The 25,098-nt window shown below is 65.8% G+C and carries 24 protein-coding genes and 1 pseudogene; 17 read left to right on the top strand and 8 right to left on the bottom strand.

Annotated features, from left to right (window positions below; translation table 11 throughout):
- The first annotated feature begins 52 nt into the window (after positions 1-52).
- Positions 53-1,156, top strand: coding sequence for an anhydro-N-acetylmuramic acid kinase (locus tag DB459_RS22915; protein ID WP_253708270.1), 1,104 nt, complete (start codon positions 53-55; stop codon positions 1,154-1,156).
- A gap of 79 nt (positions 1,157-1,235) precedes the next feature.
- Here the strand turns inward: DB459_RS22915 and DB459_RS22910 are convergent, their stop codons facing one another.
- On the bottom strand, positions 1,236-1,883 hold the full coding sequence (locus DB459_RS22910) for an alpha/beta hydrolase (protein WP_253708268.1): 648 nt from the start codon (positions 1,881-1,883) through the stop codon (positions 1,236-1,238).
- Positions 1,884-2,135: 252 nt separating this feature from the next.
- On the opposite strand from DB459_RS22910, the gene DB459_RS22905 reads away from it, so the two are divergent.
- The 8 genes from DB459_RS22905 to DB459_RS22870 all read left to right on the top strand — a co-directional run bounded on the left by DB459_RS22905 (position 2,136) and on the right by DB459_RS22870 (position 9,775).
- A complete protein-coding gene (locus tag DB459_RS22905) occupies positions 2,136-3,278 on the top strand; it encodes a cysteine desulfurase family protein (RefSeq protein ID WP_253708266.1) in 1,143 nt (380 codons plus the stop codon).
- Between the two features lie 187 nt (positions 3,279-3,465).
- Positions 3,466-4,944, top strand: coding sequence for a Fe-S cluster assembly protein SufB (gene sufB / locus DB459_RS22900; RefSeq protein WP_253708264.1), 1,479 nt, complete (start codon positions 3,466-3,468; stop codon positions 4,942-4,944).
- Positions 4,945-5,010: 66 nt separating this feature from the next.
- The gene (gene sufC, locus DB459_RS22895) at positions 5,011-5,766 is read left to right on the top strand and encodes a Fe-S cluster assembly ATPase SufC (protein ID WP_253708262.1); all 756 of its coding nucleotides are present in this window, start codon (positions 5,011-5,013) and stop codon (positions 5,764-5,766) included.
- Positions 5,767-5,777: 11 nt separating this feature from the next.
- The gene (gene sufD / locus DB459_RS22890; RefSeq protein ID WP_253708249.1) at positions 5,778-7,091 is read left to right on the top strand and encodes a Fe-S cluster assembly protein SufD; all 1,314 of its coding nucleotides are present in this window, start codon (positions 5,778-5,780) and stop codon (positions 7,089-7,091) included.
- Positions 7,091-8,332, top strand: coding sequence for a cysteine desulfurase (locus DB459_RS22885; RefSeq protein ID WP_253708246.1), 1,242 nt, complete (start codon positions 7,091-7,093; stop codon positions 8,330-8,332). The genes sufD and DB459_RS22885 overlap by 1 nt, the downstream gene beginning before the upstream one ends.
- Positions 8,329-8,727, top strand: coding sequence for an SUF system Fe-S cluster assembly protein (locus DB459_RS22880; protein WP_253708243.1), 399 nt, complete (start codon positions 8,329-8,331; stop codon positions 8,725-8,727). The genes DB459_RS22885 and DB459_RS22880 overlap by 4 nt, the downstream gene beginning before the upstream one ends.
- Before the next feature lie 63 nt (positions 8,728-8,790).
- Entirely contained in the window at positions 8,791-9,198 is a 408-nt protein-coding gene (locus DB459_RS22875) for an iron-sulfur cluster assembly accessory protein (protein ID WP_253708240.1), read from the top strand.
- Positions 9,199-9,268: 70 nt separating this feature from the next.
- Complete coding sequence (locus tag DB459_RS22870) at positions 9,269-9,775, top strand: TfoX/Sxy family protein (RefSeq protein WP_253708237.1); 507 nt, start codon at positions 9,269-9,271, stop codon at positions 9,773-9,775.
- A gap of 35 nt (positions 9,776-9,810) precedes the next feature.
- On the opposite strand, the gene DB459_RS22865 is transcribed toward DB459_RS22870, so the two are convergent.
- The 5 genes from DB459_RS22865 to DB459_RS22845 form a co-directional block, all read right to left on the bottom strand.
- Positions 9,811-10,878 (bottom strand): GGDEF domain-containing protein, encoded by a 1,068-nt coding sequence (locus DB459_RS22865; RefSeq protein WP_253708235.1) that lies wholly within the window; start codon positions 10,876-10,878, stop codon positions 9,811-9,813.
- Between the two features lie 94 nt (positions 10,879-10,972).
- A complete protein-coding gene (locus DB459_RS22860) occupies positions 10,973-12,466 on the bottom strand; it encodes a DEAD/DEAH box helicase (RefSeq protein ID WP_253708232.1) in 1,494 nt (497 codons plus the stop codon).
- 376 nt (positions 12,467-12,842) lie between these two features.
- The gene (locus DB459_RS22855; protein ID WP_253708230.1) at positions 12,843-13,046 is read right to left on the bottom strand and encodes a hypothetical protein; all 204 of its coding nucleotides are present in this window, start codon (positions 13,044-13,046) and stop codon (positions 12,843-12,845) included.
- A gap of 25 nt (positions 13,047-13,071) precedes the next feature.
- A complete protein-coding gene (parE, locus tag DB459_RS22850; protein ID WP_253708227.1) occupies positions 13,072-15,126 on the bottom strand; it encodes a DNA topoisomerase IV subunit B in 2,055 nt (684 codons plus the stop codon).
- Between the two features lie 6 nt (positions 15,127-15,132).
- Positions 15,133-15,459, bottom strand: coding sequence for a hypothetical protein (locus DB459_RS22845; RefSeq protein WP_253708224.1), 327 nt, complete (start codon positions 15,457-15,459; stop codon positions 15,133-15,135).
- A gap of 207 nt (positions 15,460-15,666) precedes the next feature.
- Here DB459_RS22845 and DB459_RS22840 point away from each other — a divergent pair, with 207 nt between their 5' ends.
- Positions 15,667-16,197 (top strand): DedA family protein, encoded by a 531-nt coding sequence (locus DB459_RS22840; protein ID WP_253708221.1) that lies wholly within the window; start codon positions 15,667-15,669, stop codon positions 16,195-16,197.
- A gap of 146 nt (positions 16,198-16,343) precedes the next feature.
- A pseudogene (locus DB459_RS22835) lies at positions 16,344-16,463 on the top strand (MBL fold metallo-hydrolase); the annotation flags it as partial.
- A gap of 115 nt (positions 16,464-16,578) precedes the next feature.
- On the opposite strand, the gene DB459_RS22830 reads toward DB459_RS22835, so the two are convergent.
- Both DB459_RS22830 and DB459_RS22825 read right to left on the bottom strand, forming a co-directional pair.
- Complete coding sequence (locus DB459_RS22830) at positions 16,579-16,977, bottom strand: MAPEG family protein (RefSeq protein WP_253708218.1); 399 nt, start codon at positions 16,975-16,977, stop codon at positions 16,579-16,581.
- Between the two features lie 385 nt (positions 16,978-17,362).
- Entirely contained in the window at positions 17,363-19,168 is a 1,806-nt protein-coding gene (locus DB459_RS22825; protein ID WP_253708216.1) for an alpha/beta hydrolase, read from the bottom strand.
- 382 nt (positions 19,169-19,550) lie between these two features.
- Between DB459_RS22825 and DB459_RS22820 the strand changes: the two genes are divergently transcribed.
- The 6 genes from DB459_RS22820 to DB459_RS22795 all read left to right on the top strand — a co-directional run bounded on the left by DB459_RS22820 (position 19,551) and on the right by DB459_RS22795 (position 24,951).
- The gene (locus DB459_RS22820) at positions 19,551-19,877 is read left to right on the top strand and encodes a hypothetical protein (RefSeq protein ID WP_253708214.1); all 327 of its coding nucleotides are present in this window, start codon (positions 19,551-19,553) and stop codon (positions 19,875-19,877) included.
- A 259-nt stretch (positions 19,878-20,136) separates the two neighbouring features.
- Positions 20,137-21,354, top strand: coding sequence for an LL-diaminopimelate aminotransferase (locus tag DB459_RS22815; protein ID WP_253713669.1), 1,218 nt, complete (start codon positions 20,137-20,139; stop codon positions 21,352-21,354).
- Between the two features lie 25 nt (positions 21,355-21,379).
- Complete coding sequence (locus DB459_RS22810) at positions 21,380-22,705, top strand: homoserine dehydrogenase (protein ID WP_253708211.1); 1,326 nt, start codon at positions 21,380-21,382, stop codon at positions 22,703-22,705.
- Positions 22,706-22,752: 47 nt separating this feature from the next.
- Entirely contained in the window at positions 22,753-23,751 is a 999-nt protein-coding gene (gene glpX, locus DB459_RS22805; protein WP_253708208.1) for a class II fructose-bisphosphatase, read from the top strand.
- Between the two features lie 5 nt (positions 23,752-23,756).
- Complete coding sequence (locus DB459_RS22800) at positions 23,757-24,209, top strand: GNAT family N-acetyltransferase (protein WP_253708188.1); 453 nt, start codon at positions 23,757-23,759, stop codon at positions 24,207-24,209.
- A 19-nt stretch (positions 24,210-24,228) separates the two neighbouring features.
- Complete coding sequence (locus tag DB459_RS22795) at positions 24,229-24,951, top strand: haloacid dehalogenase type II (RefSeq protein ID WP_253708173.1); 723 nt, start codon at positions 24,229-24,231, stop codon at positions 24,949-24,951.
- Positions 24,952-25,098: the final 147 nt, after the last annotated feature.

The following is a 25,098-nucleotide window of genomic DNA, read 5'->3' as shown; positions in this document are numbered from 1 at the left end:
TCAAGCCCTTGGCGCTATAGGTTCCCTCGAGTCGAAGCAGGGAAAAGACGCCATGGTGATGACCGCAATTGGCATGATGAGCGGGACCTCGCTGGACGGGGTCGATATTGCCCTGATCGAGACCGACGGGATCAGGGTGACCGGTTTCGGCCCCTCCGGCTATCGGCCCTATACCGCCCAGGAGCGCGCCCTGCTGCGCCACGCCCTGGGGGAAGCCATCGCGCTGCAATCCCGCGACGAGCGTCCCGGCGTGCTGGCGGAGGCCGAAGCGGCCGTGACCCGCGCCCATGCGGAAGCGGTTGCGGCCTTCATCGCCCAGCACGGCATCGCCCGCGAGTCGGTCGACGTCATCGGTTTTCACGGCCAGACCGTGCTGCACCGGCCCGAGCGCCGGATGACCGTGCAGATCGGCGACGGTCTGGCCCTGGCCCGGGCCGTGCATATTCCCGTGATGCATGATTTTCGCGCCGCCGACGTCGCTGCCGGCGGACAGGGCGCCCCGTTCGTGCCGGTCTATCACCGCGCTCTGACCGGTGGCCTCGACTGCGCCGGGCCGATCGTGGTGGTCAATATCGGCGGCGTCTCGAACATCACCTATATCGACGGCGAGGACACGCTGATCGCCTGCGACACCGGCCCGGGCAACGCGCTGCTCGATGACTACGTCTTCCGCGTCACCGGACAGCCGTTCGACCAGGACGGGCGCCTCGCGAGCCAGGGCGATGCCGATACGGACTGGGTCGAGCGGGCGCTCGGCCATCCGTTCTTCGCGCTGCCGCCGCCGAAATCGCTCGATCGCAACCAGTTCGCCGCGCTCGCGCTGCCTGAGATGTCGGTGCGGAACGGCGCCGCGACCCTGACCGCCTTCACCGCCGGGGCGATCGCTCGGATCATCCCGCATCTGCCCAAAGAGCCGCGGGCCTGGATCATCGCCGGCGGCGGCGCCCGCAACCTGGCTATGATGCGGATGCTGCGCCACCGATTGGCGCCGGCCTCGGTGGAAGCCGCCGACGCGCTCGGCTGGGCCGGCGATACCATCGAGGCGCAGGCCTTCGCCTTCCTCGCCGCGCGCAGCCTGCGTGGCCTGCCGCTGAGTTATCCGGCGACGACCGGCGTGCCGCGGCCGATGACCGGCGGGGTGATGGCGAGGCCGTGATCCGAGAAGAGCGGTGTCTCGGTGAAGCGTCCGCGCTTCTCAGGAGCAAGAGCCGTCCGGCGGAGCGGTCAGTGACGGCTCACCGCACGTTGGCGAGACGCATGTCGAGATAGGACGTTACCGATTCCATCAGCGGCTCGAGCTTGCCGTCGAAGAAATGGTTGGCGCCGGGAATGACCTGATGGTCGATGACGATGCCCTTCTGGGTCTTCAGCTTGTCGACCAGGGTGTTGACGTCCTTCTGCGGCACCACGATGTCCTTGTCGCCGTGGACGATCAGGCCCGATGAGGGGCAGGGCGCGAGGAAGGAAAAGTCGTAGAGATTGGCCGGCGGCGCGATCGAGATGAAGCCTTCAACCTCCGGGCGACGCATCAGCAGTTGCATGCCGATCCAGGCGCCGAAGGCCACACCGGCGACCCAGCAGGCCCGTGCCTCCGGATTGATGGTCTGGGCCCAGTCCAGCGCCGCAGCGGCGTCCGACAGTTCCCCGACGCCGTGGTCGAACGACCCCTGGCTGCGGCCGACGCCGCGGAAATTGAAGCGGAGCACCGAGAAGCCCCGCGCCACGAAGGAGTAGTAGATCTGATAGACGATCTGGTGGTTCATCGTGCCGTGGAACTGGGGGTGCGGGTGCAGCACCATCGCGATCGGCGCGTTCTTTTGCTTGGCCGGGTGGTAGCGGCCTTCGAGCCGGCCAGCAGGACCGGTGAAAATCACTTCAGGCATTCGGAATCCTCAAAACCAGGCGGGCCGGGGGGGCCCCGCTTCCCATTCGCGAGCGGGCTTTCGACCTGCCAGAGCGGGCCGCCGGGCCGACGCTCTCGGCGCGTGGCGCCGGATGAACAGCGGCCGCGTTCTACCATAAGCGCAGGGGCAAAAAGCAAGCAGTTTGGCAAGGCGCCTGATCGGGAAGGGCTTTCCGCCAGTCCACGATCGGGCCTATGGAGACGTTCGGAGGGCCGGAGTGACGGATCAGAAATGAAGCAGCCGCGGATCTATCTCGACTGGAACGCCACCACACCGCTGCGCCATGAGGCGCGGAGCGCCATTGTCGCGGCGCTGGAGGTGACCGGCAATCCGTCGTCGATCCATACCGAGGGGCGGAAGGCGCGGCGCCTCGTCACCGAGGCGCGGGCGGCGGTCGCCGCGGCGCTCGGCGCCGATGCGCGTGATGTCATTTTCACCTCGGGCGGCACCGAAGCCAATGTGACGGCGCTCGCCCCGGGCTTGCGCCGCGGCGCCGGGGCGGCGGTGGAGCGACTGATGGTGTCGGCCATCGAGCACGTCTCCGTGCTGGCCGGCGGGCTGTTTCCCGCCGATCGGATCACCAGGATCCGGGTGCGCCGGGACGGGGTGGTCGATCTCGACGATCTCGCCGAAAGGCTCAACGAGGGGCCGCCGGCGCTGGTGTCGCTGATGGTGGCCAATAACGAGACGGGGGCGATCCAGCCGGTTGCCGCCGCCGCCGAACTGGTCCATCGAGCCGGCGGTCTGCTGCATGCCGACGCGATCCAGGCGTTCGGGAGAATTCCGTTATCTCTCAAAGAGCTGAAGGCGGATCTTGTGACCGTATCTGGACATAAGATCGGCGGCCCGAAGGGGGTTGGGGCGGTTGTCACTGCCGGTGAGGTGATCTGGCCGCGGCCATTGATCGCCGGCGGCGGCCAGGAGCAGAACCGGCGGGCCGGCACCGAAAACGTTGCCGGCATCGCCGGCTTCGGCGCCGCGGTGGCGGCGGCGATGGCGGCCCAGGAGGTTGAGGCAAAGCAGTTGGCCTGCCTGCGCGACCGCCTTGAGCGGGGGCTGCGTCAGTATCCTCGGTTGGAGGTCTTCTCCGGGGAGGTCGAGCGGTTGCCAAATACCTCTCTGATCGGTGTGCCGGGGCTCAGGGCTGAAACCGCGGTGATTGCGTTCGACCTCGCCGGGGTGGCGGTGTCGTCCGGCTCAGCCTGTTCCTCAGGGAAGGTCACGCGGTCCCATGTGCTGTCCGCCATGGGCGTGCCCGACAACCTCGCCGAGGGTGCCATTCGGTTCAGTCTTGGCTGGGATATCACGGAAGCGGACGTCGATCTCGCCCTCGAGGCTTGGAGAACCGTCAGCGGCGCATTAGCTAAGGAATGACGCTAGTGTCCCGTCTCCGAATTCCCGCATCGTTTGCCTCACGCTCGCACGGTCATTCGGAGACATAGGGACACTAGCGAACCGCGGGTCGAACGGTTCCAAAAAATGGGTGATTTCCGGAACGAAAGACCCTAAAGATTTTGATCTGTTCCACCGCGGTCCTTGAAACCGCGAGCGGAGGATGAGAATGGCAGCCGTACAGGAGACGGTCGATCGGGTTCGCCAGATCGACGTCGATCAATATCGCTATGGGTTCGAGACAGCGATCGAATCCGAAAAGGCCCCCAAGGGTCTGTCCGAAGACACCATTCGCTTCATCTCGTCCAAGAAGGGCGAGCCGGCCTGGATGCTGGAATGGCGGCTCGAGGCCTATCGCCGCTGGCTGACCATGACCGAGCCGACCTGGGCGCGGGTCGATTATCCCAGGATCGACTACCAGGATCTCTATTACTACTCCGCCCCCAAGCAGAAGAAGCTCGCCTCGCTCGACGAGGTCGATCCGGAGATTCTGGCGACCTACGACAAGCTCGGCATTCCGCTGCGCGAGCAGGAGATGCTGGCCGGGGTCGAGCGGCCCGAAGGCGAGCGCAGGATCGCGGTCGACGCGGTGTTCGATTCGGTCTCGGTCGCCACCACCTTCAAGGCCGAGCTGAAGAAGGCCGGCGTCATCTTCATGCCGATCTCGGAAGCGCTGCGCGAGCATCCCGAGCTGGTGCGCAAGTATCTCGGCAGCGTCGTGCCGACCTCCGACAACTTCTTCGCCACGCTCAATTCGGCGGTGTTCTCCGACGGCTCCTTCGTCTACGTCCCCGAGGGCGTGCGCTGCCCGATGGAGCTGTCGACCTATTTCCGCATCAACGAGCGCAACACCGGCCAGTTCGAGCGCACCCTGATCATCGCCGACAAGGGCTCCTATGTGAGCTATCTCGAAGGCTGCACCGCGCCGCAGCGCGACGAGAACCAGCTCCACGCCGCGGTGGTCGAGCTGGTGGCGCTGGACGACGCCGAGATCAAGTATTCGACGGTGCAGAACTGGTACCCCGGCAACGCCGAGGGCAAGGGCGGCATCTACAATTTCGTCACCAAGCGCGGCGACTGCCGCGGCCGCAATTCCAAGATCTCCTGGACCCAGGTCGAGACCGGCTCGGCGATCACCTGGAAATATCCCAGCTGCATCCTGCGCGGCGACAATTCGCGGGGCGAGTTCTACTCGATCGCGATCTCCAACGGCTACCAGCAGGTCGATTCCGGCACCAAGATGATCCATCTCGGCAACAACACCACGAGCCGGATCATCTCCAAGGGCATCGCCGCGGGCAGGTCGCAGAACACCTATCGCGGCCTCGTCAGCGCCCATCGCAAGGCGAGGGGCACGCGCAACTTCACCGCCTGCGATTCGCTGCTGATCGGCGACGAATGCGGCGCGCACACCGTGCCCTACATCGAGGCCAGGAACGCCTCGGCGCTGTTCGAGCACGAGGCGACGACCTCGAAGATCTCCGAGGACATGCTGTTCTACTGCGTCCAGCGCGGGCTGTCGCAGGAGGAGGCGGTGGCGCTGGTGGTCAACGGCTTCGTCAAGGACGTGCTGCAGCAGCTGCCGATGGAATTCGCGGTCGAGGCCCAGAAGCTGATCTCGATCTCGCTGGAAGGAAGCGTGGGCTGAGGCCGGCGGCGGCGCGCGTGAGCGCCCCTTGCCCCCACGACGGAAGAAATTCAGAAAGGCGCACAGATGGCGTTGTTGGAAGTCAAGAACCTGAAGGTCCGCGTCGAAGAGCGTGAGATCCTCCACGGCCTGTCGCTCGCGGTGAATGCCGGCGAGGTGCATGCGATCATGGGACCGAACGGCTCCGGCAAGTCGACGCTGAGCCACGTCATCGCCGGCAAGCCGGGCTACGAGGTCACCGACGGCGAAATCCTGTTCAAGGGCGAGGACCTGCTCGCCATGGCGCCGGACGAGCGCGCCGCCAAGGGCGTCTTCCTCGCCTTCCAATATCCGGTCGAAATCCCCGGCGTCGCCACCATGACCTTCCTGCGCACGGCGCTCAACGCCCAGCGCAAGGCGCGCGGCGAGGGCGAATATTCGACTCCCGACTTCCTCAAGAAGGTGCGCGAGGTCTCGGCGCGGCTCGGCATTCCCCAGGACATGCTGCGCCGGGGCGTCAATGTCGGCTTCTCCGGCGGCGAGAAGAAGCGCAACGAAGTGCTGCAGATGGCGCTGTTCGAGCCCAGCCTGTGCATCCTCGACGAGATGGATTCAGGCCTCGACATCGACGCGCTGCGGATCGCTGCCGACGGCGTCAACGCGTTGCGCTCGGCCGAACGGGCGATGATCGTGATCACCCACTATCAGCGCCTGCTCGATTACATCATCCCGGATGTGGTGCACGTGATGTCGCGGGGCCGCGTCGTGAAGAGCGGCGGCAAGGAGCTCGCCCTCGAGCTCGAGGCCAGCGGCTACGCCCAGTTCGAAGACGCGGCGGCGTGACGGATGCAGTCATGAGCGTCGCCGTTCTCAAGCCCAAGGACAATCCGCTGGACGCGATCTACGCCGCGGCGCGCGACCGTTTGCCTGGAACCGCCGCGGTCGCCGATGCGCGATCCGAGGCTTTCGCGAATTTTGCGCGGCAGGGGCTGCCCCATCGCCGCATCGAGGACTGGAAGTATACCGACCTGCGCGCCCAACTCGGCACCGTGGCGCCGCTCGCCGCCGCTCCCCAGCGCGCCGCCCGAGAGGCGGCTGCCGCGGCGCTCGCGGTCCATGAGGTGGTTGCCGGTGCGCTGAGGCTCGTCCTGGTGGACGGCGCCTTCGTGCCCGAGCTCTCCGATGTCGCCCGCCTGCCGGCCGGCGTGTCGATGCAGCCGCTCTGCGCCGCGCTCGACAGCGATGCCGGCACCGATCTGCTGGCCAATCGCTCGCCGGACCCGATGCAGGCGCTCAATGCGGCGCTGGCCACCGACGGCGTCCTCGTCGAGATCGCCGGCGGGACCGAGCTGAGGCAGCCGGTCCATCTCGTCCACGTCGCGACCCGCGTCGGCACCGCGGCCTACAGCCGTTCCCGCCTCGTGCTCGGCAATGGCGTGCGAGCCACGCTGGTCGAAAGCTACGTCGCCGCGGCGGGTGCGGCGAACTACCAGACCTCCGACATGGTCACGATCGCCATCGGCGACGGCGCCGAGCTGCAGCACATCCGGCTGATGGAGGAGGCGCGCGATGCGATCCATATCGCCGGCGCGGTCTTCACCCTCGGCGCCAAGGCGCGCCTCAACAGTTTCAATCTCACCATTGGCGGCCGCCTCAGCCGCTATCAGACGACCGTCACCTTCGCCGGCGATGGCAGCGATGTCCTGACCAACGGTGTCACGTTGCTGGGCGGTCGCCGTCACGGCGACACCACGCTGCTGGTCGATCATGCGGTGCCCGGCTGCACCAGCCGCGAGAACTTCCGCGCGGTGCTCGACGCCCAGGGCCATGCCGTGTTCCAGGGCCGCATCGTGGTGCGGCCGAAGGCGCAGAAGACCGACGGCAAGATGATGACGCGCGGCCTGCTGCTCTCGGACGAGGCCGAAATCGACAACAAGCCCGAGCTCGAGATCTTCGCCGACGACGTCAGCTGCGGCCACGGCGCCACCGCCGGGGCGCTGGACGAGAGCCTGCTGTTCTACCTGCGCGCCCGTGGCCTGCCCGAGGCCGACGCCCAGGCGCTACTGATCGAGGCTTTCGTCGGCGAAGCCATCGAGACGATCGCCGACGACGATCTGCGCGAGGTTGTCGTCGCCGCCGCGAAGCGCTGGCTGAAGGAGCGTGGCTGATGCACCCAGCTGTCGCCAACGGATCCTACGATGTATCGCGGCTGCGCGCCGACTTTCCGGCGCTGGCGCTGAAGGTCTACGGCAAGCCGCTCGTCTATCTCGATAATGCGGCCTCGGCGCAGAAGCCGCAGGCCGTGCTCGAGCGTATGACGAGGGCCTACACGACCGAATATGCCAATGTGCATCGCGGCCTGCACTACCTCGCCAACGCCGCGACCGAGGGCTACGAGGGCGGCCGCGAGCGCGTCGCGCGCTTTCTCAATGCGCGACGCAACGAGGAGATCGTCTTCACGCGCAACGCCACCGAGGCCATCAATCTGGTGGCCTCGTCATACGGCGCGCCGAATATCGGCGAGGGCGACGAGATCGTGCTCTCGATCATGGAGCACCACTCCAACATCGTGCCCTGGCATTTCCTGCGCGAGCGCCAGCGCGCGGTGATCAAGTGGGCGCCGGTCGACGACGACGGCAATTTCCTGCTCGACGAGTTCGCAAAGCTGCTGTCGTCGCGGACCAAGCTCGTCGCCATCACCCAGATGTCCAACTTGCTCGGGACCATCGTTCCGGTCAAAGAGGTGGTCCGTCTCGCCCATGACCGCGGCATTCCGGTGCTGGTGGACGGCAGCCAGGCCGCCGTGCATCTTGCGATCGACGTTCAGGATCTCGACGCCGACTTCTACGTCTTCACCGGCCACAAGGTCTACGGTCCGACCGGCATCGGCGTGCTCTACGGCAAGCATGAGCTGCTTGCCGCCATGCGCCCCTACAACGGCGGCGGCGAAATGATCCGCGAGGTGACCCGTGACTGGGTGACCTATGGCGAACCGCCGCATCGTTTCGAGGCCGGCACGCCGCCGATCGTCGAGGCGATCGGGCTCGGTGCCGCGATCGATTACGTCAATTCCATCGGCAAGGACCGAATCGCCGCCCACGAGCGCGAACTGACGCGCTATGCCCATGGACGGCTCGGCGAGATCAATTCGCTGCGCATCATCGGCAACGCCAGGGAGAAGGGCAGCGTCGTCTCGTTCGAGATGAAGGGCGCCCATCCCCACGATATCGCCACCATCATCGACCGGTCCGGCATTGCGGTGCGCGCCGGAACCCACTGCGCGATGCCGCTTCTGGAACGTTTCCAGGTGACGGCCACCTGCCGGGCGTCGTTTGCCATGTATAATACCCGTGAAGAAATCGATGCCCTCGCGCAGGCTTTGATCAAGGCACAGGACATGTTTGCATGAATGACGCGGGTCAGGTCCTCGATACGGTGACGGCGCCCACGGCGGCGCCCAACCACGTCGACACCACCTCAGTGCTGCCGCCGGAGGAAACCGAGCGGCTGGGGCGGGACATCGTGGCGGCGCTGAAGACGGTCTACGATCCGGAGATCCCGGCCGACATCTACGAGCTTGGCCTGATCTACAAGGTCGATATCGGCGACGACCGCGCGGTCGGCGTCGAGATGACCCTGACGACGCCGAACTGCCCGGCGGCGGCCGAACTGCCGACCATGGTGGAGAATGCCGTCGCCAGCGTGCCCGGGGTGGGCGCGGTGAACGTGAGTATCGTCTGGGAACCGGCCTGGTCGCCCGAGCGGATGTCCGACGAGGCCAGGCTCGTTCTCAACATGTGGTGACGTGGTTTGCGTGACGGCCGCGGGTCGCCGCGGCGCCATTGAAATATCCGAGGTCGCGACCAAATGACCAATATGATTCCGAATTCTGGACCTTCCGGACGACCGGCACCGCGCCCGCGGCCCCAGGTGATGCGCCTGACCGAGGCTGCCGCCGCGCGGGTGCGCGAGCTTGCCTCCCGAGCCGGTTCGGAGATCGTCGGGCTGCGCGTCGGGGTCAAGAACGGCGGTTGCGCCGGCATGTCCTACACCGTCGAATACGCCGACGACATCAAGCCGACCGACGAGGTCGTCGAGGACAAGGGCGTGCGCATCCTGGTCGATCCCAAGGCGGTGCTCTTCCTGCTCGGCACGGAGATGGACTTCAAGGTGGACAAGTTGTCCGCCCAGTTCGTCTTCAACAATCCGAACCAGACCGGCGCCTGCGGCTGCGGCGAATCCGTCCAGCTCACGCCGGCCAAATTGCCGGCCTGAGGGCGCCTCATCCAGGTTGCGCCGCCGCGGCCGTTCTGCTGACATGCGGCCGTTTTCCGGGGCGCCGCGCATGGACCGCGACTTCCTTATCGACCTGTTTGCCGAATTCGGACCCGTGAGCATCCGCCGGATGTTCAGCGGCTACGGCATTTCCGCGGACGGGACGAACTTCGCGCTGGCGCTGCGCGGCGGCCTCTATCTGCGCGCCGACGACGCCAGCATTCCCGATTTCGAACAGGAGGGCTGCACGCCCTTCGCCTATCAGACCCGGGCCAAGACCGTGACGGTGCGCTCCTATTGGCAATTGCCGGAGCGGCTCTATGACGATCCGGGTGAGCTTGCGCGATGGGCACGCACCGCGATGGCGGCTGCCGAACGCGCGGCGCTGGCCAAGCCCCGCAAGCCGCGGTCGCGCAGCGGCGCGTCCGGCGCGGAGCGGGCCGGGGCTACGGCATCGTCGCGCGCGAAGTCGACGGCGAGCAAGGCATCACCGAAATCCAGGAAAGCGACCAGGCCAGGTCGGACGGCACGCGCCAAGCCGGCGGCGAAACGCCGACGGAAAACGTCGCGGCGCTGAGAGCTGCCGACCTCGACGGATGCGGCCCGCCAGGCTCAGGCGACCTGAATGTGATCGTTCGGACAATATTCCGGATCGGCTTCGCAGACCACGCGATTGCGGCCGTTGCGCTTGGCGGCATAGAGACAGGCATCGGCGCGCTCGATCAACGAGCGGGTGTCGTCGCCATTCTGCAGCATCGAGACGCCGACCGAGATGGTGACGCGTCCGAGGATCTCGCCGGTCGACTTTTTCTTGAGTTCCTTCGACATGACGGCACGCCGGATATGGTCGGCGACCGTGAGCGCCTGGCGCAGCGCGGTGTTGGGCAGCACCACGGCGAACTCCTCGCCGCCATAGCGCGCCGTGATGTCCTGGCCCTTGATCGTCGCCTTCAACGACATCGCCACGAGGCGCAGCACCTGGTCGCCGGTGAGATGGCCGTAATTGTCGTTGAACGACTTGAAGTGGTCGATGTCGAACATCATCAGCGACAGCGGCTCGCCGTTGGCGAGGGCCTGCTCGACCGCATCGTCGATGGCGCGATCGAAATATTTGCGGTTGCCGAGGCCGGTGAGGGGGTCGGTCAGGGTCTCGGCGCGAATCGCCTCGAGGCTCGCCTGGAGATTGCCGATCTCCTGCTTGGCGTTGACCAGCCGGGCTTCCAGCATGCGGTTGCTCTCCCGCATCTCGAGCGTCGTCTTCACCAGGGAGTTGACGACGTGCATCACCGCATCGCGGTCGCGCGCGCCGACGAGGCGTGCGGTGGCGCCGTCGAGTTCGTTGCCCAGGGCCTTGGTCAGGCCCAGCGCGTCGGTCACGAGGTTCATGACCTCGTCGATTTCGTTGATGACCCGCGCACCGACCTTGTCGATTCGGTCCGAGGTGCGCAGTTGCGACAGGTAGGTTTCGTAGATCTGGTCGAGATCGGATTCGGAGAGGCGGCCCTGGCGGGCCAGCGTCTCGTTGATGATCTTGTTCAACGCCGCGTTGTAGCCCGTGGCGTAGACGTACCAGATCTCATAATTGCGCGGGACGGCCGATTGCCGCAGCGACCTGATTTGGCCCAGGGCAACCTCGGCGAACGCGAGGGTGCGTTGATGCTCGTCGACCAGCCCGATCACGGCAATATCCCCAACGGCGGGCTGCGCTACCCGCCGATCTCCAATATACAATAACGAACAGTGCGAACGCTACGTCAGGAGAGTGAACGGGGCGTTAAATCCTGGCGCGGACCGGTCGCAACAGGAAGGCCGGAAGGTGGGAGTGGTCGCCAGGCTCGGCGGCCGCATCGCGCTGCACGCGCGGCGCCGGTCGCCCGATCGAGGGCGGTTGCTGCGCTGCAGGGGGCGCGCTGCGTTCGCCACGATGCTGATCCCGGCCCTTGCGGCCGGCGGGCTCGGATTTGGCCGCCGACCTCGGCTCCGACCTCGGCTCCGATCGCGACTCGGTTCTGGATTCCGGTCTCGGCTCGTGACCTTTCTCGGCACGGCCGCCGTTGCGGCCCCGCCGGCCTTCGCGGCGCGGTTTGGCGTCGCGATGGCTGCGCTCGCCGGCGCCCTCGTCGCTCGGTTGGGCCGACGGCGCGAAGCCGACATCGACCCGCGGAATGTCCTGACCGATCAGCTTTTCGATTGCCGTGACGGATTTGGCGTCGGCCGAGGTGACGATGGAGATGGCGGTGCCGAGGCGACCGGCGCGGCCGGTGCGGCCGATGCGGTGGACGTAGTCGTCGGGGTGGTGGGGCACGTCGAAGTTGAAGACGTGACTGACCTCGGGAATGTCGAGACCGCGGGCGGCGACGTCAGAGGCGACCAGAAGCGGCATCTCGCCCTTGCGGAACTGGTCGAGAGCTGCCATCCGCGCCGACTGTTCCATGTCGCCATGGAGGGCGACGGCGGCAAAGCCGTGCTTTTGCAGGGAGCGGTGCAGCAGCGCCACGTCGCGCTTGCGGTTGCAGAAGATGATCGCGTTCTTGAGATCCTGGGCCGAGCGAATGAGATGGCGCAGCATCTCACGCTTCTCATGGGGTTCGCGGCCGCAGGTGGCAAGCGACTGGCTGACGGTGACGGCGGTCGAGGCCGGCTTGGAGACTTCGACGCGGACCGGATTGTGCAGGAAGGCCTCGGTGATCCGGCGGATTTCGTTGGGCATGGTCGCCGTGAAGAACAGCGTCTGCCGGGTGAAGGGGACGAGCTTGCAGATGCGCTCGATATCCGGAATGAAGCCCATGTCCAGCATGCGGTCGGCTTCATCGATCACCAGCAGTTCGACCCCGGTGAGCAGCAGCTTGCCGCGTTCGGAGTGGTCGAGCAGACGACCCGGTGTGGCGATCAGCACGTCCACGCCGCGCATCAGCTTGGCGTCCTGATCGTCGAAGGACATGCCGCCGATCAGGAGAGCGACGTTGAGCTTCTGGCCGGCGCCGTATTTGTCGAAGTTCTCCTTGACCTGGGCCGCCAGCTCGCGGGTCGGCTCGAGGATCAGGGTTCGCGGCATGCGAGCGCGGGCGCGGCCTTTCTCGAGCAGCGTGAGCATCGGCAGCACGAAGGCAGCGGTCTTGCCGGTACCGGTCTGGGCAATGCCGAGCACGTCGCGATGGGCGAGAACGTGAGGAATGGCCTGGGCCTGGATCGGGGTGGGGGTGGTGTAACCGGCGTTCGCGACGGCGGCGACCACCTTGTCGGACAGTCCGAGATTGGAAAAAGACATTGAGCCTCGAGTCGAAACCGCCGTTCGGATTCTCGGGAAAATCTGCCGCGTTCAGCCCCGGAACGGCACGCTCTAAAGGCACGGGGAGTGGGAATACGCAGGCAGGCGGCTATTCGGGATTTCGCGTGTCGAGACCGGCCGCTTGTGGCCGGAAGATAGGGACGAATTGGCCAAAGTCAATGCGGGATACGATGACAACGGCCAAAAACCTTAATGATTACGGCCGAAAACCGCGTTTTGCCGCGCTCCGCCGGGTCACTCCGGCGGCTTCTGCACCGACGATGAGCAGGCGTCCGTTCCTTGAGCCGCGGCGGATCGAGCCGAAGCGCTCCCGGAAGGCCGGCGGCTATCAGCTGCACCTCCGAGCAGGGGCGTCTCACCGCCGCCGCGACAGCACCACGAGCACCAACCCGACCAGCGCGACGGCGCCGCCGATCCACGCCCACTGCATCTGCCGGATCATGAAGCTGGCGGCAGGGTAGGGAAAAGTGCCGGTGCCCTGACCGATCCAGATGAGGCCGATGACGAGGAGCAAGACGCCGAGGAGCAAGAGGCCAAGGGCGAGGCGGATGGTGCGCATCGGCGGCTCCTGTTCCAGGCGATCGTCAGACGTCGAGCATATCCTCGCTGGCGAATTCCGCCCGCTCGGAGATGAAGGCGAAGCGCGCTTCGGCCTTGGTCCCCATCAGGCGCTCGATCGAACTTGCGGTGCCCTCGCGATCGTCCGGCAGCAGCACGACGCGCAGCAGCATTCGCTTGGCCGGATCCATGGTGGTTTCCTTGAGCTGGTTCGGCATCATCTCGCCGAGACCTTTGAACCGCCCGATCTCCACCTTGGCATTGGCCTTGAACTGCGCGCGCAGGATCTCGTCCTTGTGGGCGTCGTCGCGGGCGTAGAAGGTCTTTTCGCCGTGGGACAGCCGGTAGAGCGGCGGCACCGCAAGGTAGAGGTGGCCTTCATCGATCAGCCGCGGCATCTGCCGGTAGAAGAAGGTGATGAGCAGCGAGGCGATGTGAGCGCCGTCGACGTCCGCGTCGGTCATGATGATGATGCGGTCGTAGCGCAGATCTTCCTCGCGATATTGCGCGCCGGTGCCGCAACCGAGCGCCTGGACGAGGTCGGCGAGCTGCTGATTGCTGGCGAGCTTGTCGCGGCCGGCGGAGGCGACGTTGAGGATCTTGCCGCGCAGCGGCAGGATCGCCTGCGTCTTGCGGTTGCGCGCCTGCTTGGCGCTGCCGCCGGCGGAATCGCCCTCGACGATGAAGATTTCGGAGCCGTCCGCGGCGGTGTCGGTGCAATCGGCGAGCTTGCCCGGAAGCCGCAGCTTGCGGACCGCGGTCTTGCGCGAGATCTCCTTTTCCTGACGGCGGCGCAGCCGCTCGTCGGCGCGTTCCATGACGAATTCGAGCAGGCGATTGGCCTGCACCGGATTGCCCGACAACCAGTGGTCGAACGGGTCCTTGATGGCCTGCTCGACGATGCGTTGCGCCTCCGCCGTCGCGAGGCGGTCCTTGGTCTGGCCCTGGAATTCGGGCTCGCGCACGAACACCGAGAGCATCACCGCGGCGCCGACCATGACGTCCTCCGACGTGATCGAGGCGGCGCGCTTGCTCTGGCCGACACGCTCGGCATGGTCCTTCAGGCCGCGCAGCAGGGCGCTGCGCAGACCCGATTCATGGGTGCCGCCGTCGGGGGTGGGCACCGTGTTGCAGTAGGAGGACAGGAAGCCGTCGGCGTCCGCGGTCCAGGCCACCGCCCATTCGCAGGCGCCGTGGGAGCCGTTACGGCCCGAACGGCCCGAAAAGACGTCGGGATGGACCAGGGTATCGGCGTGGATCGCCGCGACGAGATAGTCCTTCAGGCCACCGGGAAAATGGAAGGTCGCCTCGGACGGCACGTCCTCGACGCCACGCAGCAGTTCCGGGTCGCAGTGCCAGCGGATTTCGACGCCGCCGAACAGATAGGCCTTCGAGCGCGCCATCTTGAACAGCCGCTGCGGCTTGAACGTCGCCTTGGCCCCGAAGATGTCGGTGTCGGGCTTGAAGCGGATGGTGGTGCCGCGGCGGTTCTGGACCTTGCCGACTTCCTCGAGCTTGCCCTTGGGGTGGCCGCGCTCGAACACCATGCGATAGAGCCGCTGCTCGCGCGCCACTTCGACCTCGAGGCGCGACGACAGCGCGTTCACCACCGACACGCCGACGCCGTGGAGGCCGCCGGAGGTCTCGTAGACCTTGGAGTCGAATTTGCCGCCGGAGTGCAGCGTGCACATGATGACTTCGAGCGCCGACTTCTTGGGGAATTTCGGATGGGGGTCCACCGGAATGCCACGGCCATTGTCGGTCACCGTGAGGAAGCCATCCTTGCCGAGTTCGACCTCGATGAATGTGGCGTGGCCGGCCAGCGCCTCGTCCATGGAGTTGTCGATCACCTCGGCGAACAGATGATGCAGGGCCTTTTCGTCGGTGCCGCCGATATACATGCCGGGCCGCCGCCGCACCGGCTCCAGCCCTTCCAGGACTTCGATGTCGCGCGCGGTGTAGCCGCCTTCGGCGCTGCTGGCGCGAGGGGCGGGGCGGGACGGCGCAGCGCGGCCCTTGGGGGCACCGGCGAAGAGATCTTCGCCTTTGTCATTTTTGTTTGATTTCAACGGCTTGGACATAACTCTTCAGAACTCTTCAGATCCGGTGAGGTCCGGAAGGGGCGAATCGCTGAGCCCCAATATGCCACGGATGGGCTGGCAATGTGGCACGGCGGTCCGCCTGCCGGGGCGTCCGGGAATGCGAATGTTGGAAACGGCCCGCGAACGCGCCGCAGGGGGCAGTTCGGCAGCGGCCGGCACCACCTTGTCATAGCGGCCGAACAGGAACAGCAGCACGTCGCGGACCAGATTGAAGCGAGCATGGGCCGGGGCGAGGGTGAAATTCTGCTGGATGCCCATCACAATGCCGGCAACACCCCCGGTGAACAAATGGGTGGTATTGGTGGCAATCATCGGCGAAGGCCGACGCATGGAGGCCGTCCGTTCCGGATTTCGACGGGAAATGTGCGGGCGAGATGGTCCGCGGGCGCCCGCCGGGACGGCATCGCGTCAGGCGGCGGCCGGGCATCCCGGGCTGTTCGGCGGCGTCGCCGACATTTGACTTGGACGGCAAGTTCGCATTCTGGTTCAAGGTCAACCGGGGGAACTCAGTCGTCGGACATGGAAGAACTGGTCAGGCCGATCACCGACTTCGTACGGGACCAGCAGGTCTGGGCTGCGCCGATCGTGTTCGCGTTGGCCTTCGGTGAATCGATCGCCTTCCTGTCGCTCCTCATTCCGGCATGGGGCGCGCTCGTCGGTATCGGCGCGCTGATTGGGCCGAGCGGCATCAGCTTTTGGCCGATCTGGGTGGCCGGATCGATCGGGGCGGCCTGCGGCGACTGGCTGTCCTATTGGATCGGTTTCAAGTTCAAGGACCGCGTCGCCCATATGTGGCCGCTGTCGCGTCATCCCGACATGCTGCCGAGGGGCGAGGCCTTCGTTCGGGACTGGGGTGTGCCCGGGATCTTCGTCGGACGCTTCTTCGGCCCGCTGCGGGCGACCGTGCCGCTCGTCGCCGGAATATTCGAAATGCCCTACGGAATGTTCCAGATCGCCAATTTCGCCTCCGCCTTCGTGTGGGCGGCGGTGCTGCTGCTGTTCGGCGATATCATCTCCAAGGTCGCGACCTGGTTCTGGAGCGCCGTGTAGCGGCGGTGTCCGGTATGGTCGGGCTCGTGCACCCGGACCGGTGAGGGAACAAGACGCCATCCGCGGAATAACCGGCGCCGCCGGATGTTCAACCGGCCGGGGCCGCTGCGAAGACGGCTTCATCGCGAGCCTGGAACGCGCCCAGGGCGGCGGGCATCGAGCCCAAGGACGTCGACATGATCGTGATCTCCCATTTCCATGGTGATCACGTCAACGGATTGCTCGACGCCGACGGCAAGCCGGTCTTCGCCAATGCCGAGGTGCTGGCCTGGTGCCGGCGCCTTGGTCGCCAGTGATCTGAGACGTCAATGATCTGAACATATGTCGCACCGCGGTGCCGCCATTCCTGGCGGCGCCGCGAGCGTTCTTGCCGGCATTCGCTCACACAAGTCCGAAGATCCCGAGCACCAGCACCACCTGGGCGAGGAAGCCGATGGTGAAGGCGACGGTGCGGAAACCCGGAATGCCGAGCCCGTAGACGATGGCATGGGCGAGACGCGCCCAGAAATACACGGTCGCCGCGAGTGCGGTCCATTTGGTGGAATAATCCATCGCGTTGAGGATCAGCACCAGCGGCGCGAAGACGACGAGATTCTCCACTGCATTATCATGGGCGAACATCAGACGATTGGCCCATTCGGCATGGGGCTTGTCGTTGCGCGCCGGATTGGCCATGGCGCCGGACAGGCCGCGCACCTGGCAGCGATTGATGACGTAGGGAATCCACAGCAGTCCGGTCAGGACGACCGTCAGCGTCAGCCAAAACAATTCGCGTGTCATCGCATGCTCCCAGCTTGGGGCGAGCCACGACTCGCCGCTCGATCACGTCATCAACTTAATGCTGCGAAGTGATAGTGTAATTGCGCGGCGCGGGGAACAGGGCAGGGCGGCTCGCCGGCAGTGGATAACTGCGGCGCCGGCGGCCGCACCGGCGCGGTTCTGGATCTGACGGTGGTACGACGAATTCGCTGCAATGCTGATACGAGTGTGGCGTCTCGCAATTGCCTACCGCCTTCGCGGCACCCCTCTCGTAGGCAATTGCGAGACATAAGCCACACTAGCACTTTGATTTTGCTAGTGTCCCTATGTCTCCGAATGACCGTGCGAGCGTGAGGCAAACGAAGCGGTAATTCGGAGACGGGACACTAGCGTCAGATCCATCGCACTAGGCGCGGACCCGCACATAGCTGCCGGGTGCATCCTCGATCGGCGGGAATTGCGCCGTGCCGGCGGTCCGCGCGGGCACGGCTTCCGCATCGATGCTCTCGAGCCACGCCCGCCAGTCCGGCCACCACGATCCCTTGTGCCCCTCCGCGCGGGCGAGCCATTCGGCGACATTCTCGGCCTTGCTGTGCTCGGACGTCCAGTACTGGTACTTGCCGAGCGCCGGCGGATTGACGACGCCGGCGATGTGGCCGGAGCCCGCGAGCACGTACCGCACCGGGCCGCCGAAGAACTGGGAGCCGTAGAGCACCGACTCGGCGGGGGCGATGTGGTCCTCGCGGGTGGCAAGATTGTAGACCGGCACCTTGATCTTGGAGAGGTCGAGCAGGGTGTTGTCGAGCACCATGGTGCCCGCCGACAACCGGTTCTCCAGGTAGCAATTGCGCAGGTAATAGGAGTGATTCGCCGCCGTCATCCGCGTGGCGTCGGAATTCCAGTGCAGAAGATCGAAGCTCGCGGGCTGCTGGCCTTTAAGATAGTTGCTCACCACGTAGGGCCAGATCAGGTCGTTGGAGCGCAGCATGTTGAAGGCCATGGCCATCTTGCTGCCTTCCAGCACCCCATCGCGTTGCATTGTCCGCTCGAGTGCCGCAACCTGATCCTCGTCGACGAAGACCATGAGATCGCCGGCATGGGTGAAATCGACCTGGGCGGCGAGCAGCGTCGCCGAGGTGACGCGCACCCGCCGCTTCTCGGCGAGCCAGGCCAGCGTCGTGGACAACAGCGTGCCGCCGACGCAATAGCCCAGGGTATGGACCCTCATCTCGCCGGTGATCTGCTCGATCGCGTCCATGGCCGCGAGAGGGCCTTCCTTCATGTAGTCGTCCCAGGTCTTGCCGCCGAGCCGGGCGTCGGGATTGACCCAGGAGATGACGAACACGGTGAGTCCCTGGTCGACGCACCATTTGATGAAGGACTTCTGCGGGTTGAGGTCGAGGATGTAGAACTTGTTGATCCACGGCGGCACGATCAGCAGCGGCGTGCGCAGCACCGTCGCCGTGGCCGGCTCATACTGGATGAGCTGCATCATCTCGTTCTGGAAGACGACCTTGCCCGGCGTGGTCGCGAGCTGCTCGCCGATCGTGAGATTGGCGGAATCCGACTGGCGGATGCGCAGGCTGCCGCGCCCGGCGGCGACGTCCTCGGCGAGCATCTTCATGCCGCGCACGAGATTCGCACCGCTCGTCGCCAGGGTGTCGCGCAGGACTTCAGGGTTGGTCAGGACGAAATTGGACGGCGCCAGCGCGTTGGTGATCTGCTGGACGTAGAACTCCGCCTTGTGGCGGACATGCGGATCGACGTCATCGGCCTTGCGGACCGCCTCATAGGCCCACTGGGTGGTGAGCAGATAGAGCTGCATGACGAAATCGAAGAAATGGTTCGACTTCCATTCCGCGTCCTGGAAGCGCTTGTCGCGCGGCGCCGGGGAGATCGCCGGAGCTGCGTCTTCTCCCGCGAGACGCCGCATCGAGGCGCCCCACAGGTCGAGGTAGGATTTCGCCAGCTTGAGCTGCAATTCGTTGGCGCGATTCTGGTCCGACAGCCAGTAGTCGGCGATCGCGGTGAAGGTCTTGACGATTTCGGCAAGCTCCGGCGGCGGCTGGTCGGGCGGCGTGTCCTCGCGGGATTTCAGGAATTCGGCGAGGGCCTTGCCGCCACTCTCCATGGCGCGGGCGAGGTTGAGCGCAAAGGCTTCGGCATCGAAGTTCTTCTTTGCGGCGTCGGCGATCTCGAGGGCGTCACTCATCGTCGGCGGGTACTTCTTGGACTCTCGCAGGATATTGTCATCGGACTTGAAATGATGATGACATAGTTGGGCGACGGCTGCAGAAAACCTTGTGTTGCGCCGCGACAATAGGTCTTGCTTCGGTCATATTGGCACGCCACCAAGTGTGGCGTCTCGCAATTGCCTACCGCCTTTGCGGCAAGCCTCTCGTAGGCAATTGCGAGACATAAGCCACACTAGCACTTTGATTTTGCTAGTGTCCTTATGCCTCCGAATGACCGTGCGAGCATGAGGCAAATGGAGCGGTAATTCGGAGACAGGACACTAGGCGAACGATAATCAGCCGGCGTTAATACTTTGCCCTGATACAAGTTCGGCGGTGCGAGGGCCCCCTGTGCGGAAAATGAGACCAGCGATCCGGCAATGCCATCCATGGCGGAACGGCCGGCGTGCCAGCCTGAGCGGCGTCGCCGTGCTGGCTGCGGCGGCAGCAGCCCTTTCGCTGGGGGGCTGCTCGGTACCGGTGGCGGACCTTCCTGTAATCGGGCTGCCGTCCGGAGCCCCGGCGCGGCCAGCCGAGTCGGCCGCCTATCCCGCGGTGCACGACATCCCCTCGGCCCGGACCGACCCGACGCTGAGCGCAGACGAGCAGTCCAAGGTCGAGGATGACCTCAAGGCGGCCCGCGCCCGCCAGGCCGGTCAGGCCAAAGCCGCCGAACGGCCAAATTAGGTGGATTCGGCGGCTGTTACTGCAGATCCGTCGTGCTAAAAAGAGCCCGATTCAGCCGCAAAGAGTGCTCCGCGGGTTCCGGGAGTCCTGGTGCCGGCGTCCGGATTTCGTGATCGGTCGCGGCCGCTCCCGACATCGGCTTCGAAACCGAAGGCACCGGCTAAATTTGTGATTTTAGTACCCTTTCTGTTTCCGAAGTTCGTCTCGGAAGGGTGCTGCGACTGGCGCACGAACTTCGGCGACAAGGGTCATGGGTCCCATGGAAGAGTTTTACCGCATTCGTCGTCTGCCGCCTTATGTCTTCGAGCAGGTCAACCGGGCCAAGGCAGCCGCGCGCAATGCGGGGGCCGATATCATCGACATGGGAATGGGTAATCCGGACCTGCCGACTCCGCCCCACGTTCTGGAAAAGCTCAAGGAAACCCTCGGCAAGCCGCGCACCGACCGTTATTCGGCGTCGCGGGGCATTCCGGGGCTGCGCAAGGCCCAGGCCGCCTATTACGACCGCCGCTTCGGGGTGAAGCTCAATCCCGAAACCCAGATCGTCGCCACCCTCGGTTCCAAGGAAGGTTTCGCCAATGTCGCCCAGGCGATCACCGCGCCGGGCGACGTCGTGCTGGTTCCCAATCCCAGCTATCCGATCCATGCCTTCGGCTTCCTGATGGCGGGCGGCGTGATCCGCTCGGTGCCGGCGGAGCCGACCCCGGAACTCTTCGAGTCGCTCGAGCGCGCCATCATCCACTCGATCCCCAAGCCGATCGCGCTGGTGGTGTGCTATCCGTCCAATCCGACCGCCTATGTGGCGACGCTGGATTTCTACAAGGACCTCGTCGCGTTCGCGAAGAAGCACGAGATCTTCATCCTGTCCGATCTCGCTTATGCCGAGATGTATTACGACGGCCATCCGCCGCCGTCGGTCCTGCAGGTGCCGGGCGCCATCGACGTCACCGTCGAATTCACATCGATGTCGAAGACGTTCTCGATGGCCGGCTGGCGCATGGGCTTCGCGGTGGGCAATGATCGCATCATTGCGGCGCTGGCGCGCGTGAAGTCGTATCTCGACTACGGCGCCTTCACGCCGGTCCAGGTCGCCGCCACCGCGGCGCTGAACGGCCCTGAAGACTGCATCCGCGAGATGCGCGAGATCTACCACAAGCGCCGCGACACGCTGGTGGAGGCCTTCGGTCGCGCCGGCTGGGACATCCCGCCGCCTGCCGCGTCGATGTTCGCCTGGGCACCGCTGCCGGAAAAATTCCGCCACATCGGCAGCATGCAGTTCGCCACCCTGATGGTGGAAAAGTCGGGCGTCGTGGTGTCGCCGGGTGTCGCCTTCGGCGAGCACGGCGAGGGCTATGTGCGCATCGCCATGGTGGAAAACGAGCAGCGAATCCGCCAGGCGGCCCGCAATCTCCGCCGTTTCCTTGAAAGCGGCGTCGAAACGTTGCACAACGTGGTTCCTCTCGCCAACCGGCGATAGATTTCTTCCGGCAGGTTCTCCTCATATGGTCGCGCCACTCGGGGTGGGCATTGCGGGGCTGGGCACCGTAGGGTCCGCAGTCGTCCGCCTGATCGAGGCACAGCAGCGCACGCTCGCCGAGCGCTGCGGCCGCGGCGTGCGCGTCGTCGCCGTCACCGCGCGCTCCCGCGCGCGCAAGCGCGGCCTCGACCTGCGCGGCGTCAGCTGGGCGCGCAATCCGCTGGCGCTCGCCACCGATCCGAACGTGGACTGCTTCGTAGAGCTGATGGGCGGCGCCGACGAGCCGGCGCTCTCCGCCATCGAGGCGGCGCTGCGCGCCGGCAAAGCGGTGGTGACGGCCAACAAGGCGCTGATCGCCAAGCATGGCGTGCGCCTCGCCGAGCTTGCCGAGGCCCATGGCGGCGCGATCAATTTCGAAGCAGCCGTCGGAGCCGCGATCCCGGTCGTGAAGACGCTGCGCGAGGGCCTGTCCGGTACCACGATCCAGCGCGTCTACGGCATCCTCAACGGCACCTGCAACTACATCCTGACCAGGATGGAGCAGGAGGGACTGTCCTTCGCCGAATGCCTCAAGGACGCGCAACGGCTCGGTTACGCCGAGGCCGATCCGTCGTTCGATATCGACGGCCATGATACCGCACAGAAGCTTGCGATTCTCGCCAGCCTCGCCTTCGGCACCAAGGTGGCGCAGCGCGCGGTCTATGTGGAAGGCATTTCCTCGATCTCGCCGCAGGATCTGCGCGCCGCCGAACAGCTCGGCTATCGCGTCAAGCTGCTCGGCGTCGCGGTCCGCACTGCCAAGGGCATCGAACAGCGGGTGCATCCGACGATGGTGCCCAAGACGTCATCGATCGCTCAGGTGATGGGCGTCACCAACGCGGTGACCATTGACGGCGAGGGCATTCCGCCGATTACGCTGGTCGGTCCCGGCGCCGGAGGCGCCGCCACCGCCTCCGCGGTCGTCGCCGATATCGCCGACGTGGCACGCGGCGCCAGGGTGCTGCCGTTCGGCCGGCCGGTCAGGCGTTTGCGCACCACCACCAAGGCGCCCATGGAACGCCACGAGGGCGGCTATTATATCCGCCTGATGGCACGCGATTTGCCCGGCACAGCGGCCACGATTGCGACACGACTCGCCGAGCAGAAGATATCGATCGAATCCATCGTCCAGCGTCATCCTGACGCCGCGGCGGTCGGCAATGGTGTCGCTCGGACGAAATCCACGCCGGTTCCGGTGATTCTGATCACCTACGCCACAAGCGAGGATGCCGTGCATCGGGCGCTGCGAGCCGTGCAGCGGGACAAGGTGATCACCGGACGGCCGCAGGTGATCAGGATCGAGAAGAACTGAACGCGGGCGCGTTTCGCCCGCATTGTCGAATTTGAGGAGCCAGACCGATGTCCATGACGATTGCCGTTCCGCCGCAGCAACTGCTGGAGCGCATCCTGACGCTCGAAATCGTCCGCGTGACCGAGCGGGCGGCAGTCTCTGCGGCCCGGCTGCGCGGCCATGGCAACGAAAAGGCCGCCGACCAGGCGGCGGTCGATGCCATGCGGCGCGAGCTCAACAAGATCCCGATCGAAGGCACGGTGGTGATCGGCGAGGGCGAGCGCGACGAGGCGCCGATGCTGTTCATCGGCGAAAAGGTCGGCATTCAGACCGGCCCCCGGGTCGACATCGCCGTCGATCCGCTGGAAGGCACCACGCTGTGCGCCAAGAACATGCCGGGCGCAATTGCCACCATGGCGATGGCCGAGGGCGGCACGTTGCTCAACGCGCCCGACGTCTACATGCAGAAGATCGCCATCGGTCCCGGCTACGACAAGGGGATCGTCGAGCTCGACGCGTCGCCGGCCGACAACGTCCTGCGTCTCGCCAAGGCCAAGGGAGTGCCGCCGTCGGCGATCACCGCCTTGGTGCTCGACCGGCCGCGCCATGCCGACATCATCGCCGGCGTCCGCTCGACGGGGGCTGCGGTCCGCCTGATCACCGACGGCGACGTCGCCGGCGTCATCCACACCGCCGATCCCCATAACACCGGTATCGACATCTACATGGGCACCGGCGGTGCGCCCGAAGGCGTGCTCGCGGCGGCGGCGCTGCGCTGCATCGGCGGCCAGATGCAGTGCCGGCTCATCCTCGACACCGAGGAGAAGCGCCAACGCTCCTACGACATGGGCATCACGGACCCGCGCAAGATCTACGGCATCGAGGATCTGGTGAGGGGCGACTGCCTGTTCGCGGCCACCGGCGTCACGGACGGTTCGCTGCTGTCGGGCGTCAAGTTCCGCAAGGATACGATCGAAACCGAGACCGTGGTGATGCGTTCGGTGACCGGCACCGTGCGCATGATCAAGGCAGAGCACCGTCAGCTCTCGAAGTTTCATCTGGATTGACGGAGATGGCCGGACCGCTCGGCATCCGGCCGCTGCGCGAGGCCGATCGCGACGCCTGGGAGCCGCTCTGGCAGGGCTATCTGGCCTTCTACGAAACGACACTGGCGCCGGAGATCACCGACGCCAGTTTTCGGCGCTTCCTCGATCCGATGGAGCCGCTGCACGGGCTCGTCGCCGAGATCGACGGCCGGCTCGCCGGCCTCGCACATTTCCTGCTGCACCGCTCGACCTGGGCGCCGGAATGCTACTGCTATCTCGAGGATCTCTTCGTCGCCCCCGACCTGCGTGGCTACGGCGTCGGTCGCGCGCTGATCGCGGCGGTGGAGACGGCGGCGCGCGATGCCCATGCGACGCGGCTGTACTGGTCGACGCGGGAGCGCAACGCCGCGGCCCAGCAGCTCTACGACCAGGTCGCGGCCCGCAGCGACTTCATCCAATATCGCAAGCGACTGGATTAACTCGATCAGGGGGCTGGATATGTCGGCACAAGCAAGCGGCGTGCGCGCACTGCTGTTCGATGTGTTCGGCACCGTCGTCGACTGGCGCGGCAGCCTGATCGCCGAACTCTCGGCCTGGGCCGCCTCGCGTGGTCTCGGCGGCGACTGGACCGGGCTGGTGGATGCCTGGCGGGGCGCCTATGTGCCGTCCATGGACGAGGTCCGCCGCCACCCCGAGCGCGGCTATCGCAATCTCGACGCGTTGCATCGCGCCTCGCTCGAGCGCCTGCTGCCGGAATTTGGCATCGGCTCGTTGAGTGAAGCCGATCTCGACCACGTCACGCGCGGCTGGCACCGCCTCGAACCGTGGTCCGACAGCGTCGCCGGCCTGACCCGGCTCAAGACCCGCTTCATCATTTCGCCGCTGTCGAACGGCAACGTGGCGCTGCTCACCAACATGGCCAAGCATGCCGGGCTGCCTTGGGATCTCGTCCTCAGCGCCGAACTGTTTCGCCACTACAAGCCCGATCCGGAGACCTATCTCGGCGCCGCGGCGCTGCTCGGGCTCGCGCCGAACGAGGTCATGCTGGTGGCCGCCCACAATGCCGATCTCAAGGGCGCCAGGGCCTGCGGCCTCGCCACCTGTTTCGTGCCGCGGCCGACCGAATACGGCCCGCTGCAGAACAAGGATTTCGGTGCCGAGGATGACTGGACTATGGTGGTTCGCGATCTCGTCGACCTCGCCGACCGGTTCGGTTGTTGAGGGGCGCGCGGCGCCGCCGGTCGTTCAGGATTGGAATGGCTCGCGATCGGAATGCCTCACGTTGGATGCCTTGGCCTCAACTTTGGAGACGGCGCCGTTGCCGCCTGTTCAGGATGAGGAAGGGGTGTCGGGGAAGTTAAGCACACC

Origin of the sequence: Bradyrhizobium sp. WD16 (assembly GCF_024181725.1) — a bacterium.
Classification (GTDB): domain Bacteria; phylum Pseudomonadota; class Alphaproteobacteria; order Rhizobiales; family Xanthobacteraceae; genus Bradyrhizobium_A.
Note: the sequence above shows the minus strand (reverse complement) of the source record. Positions and strands in the feature narration are given on the sequence as shown.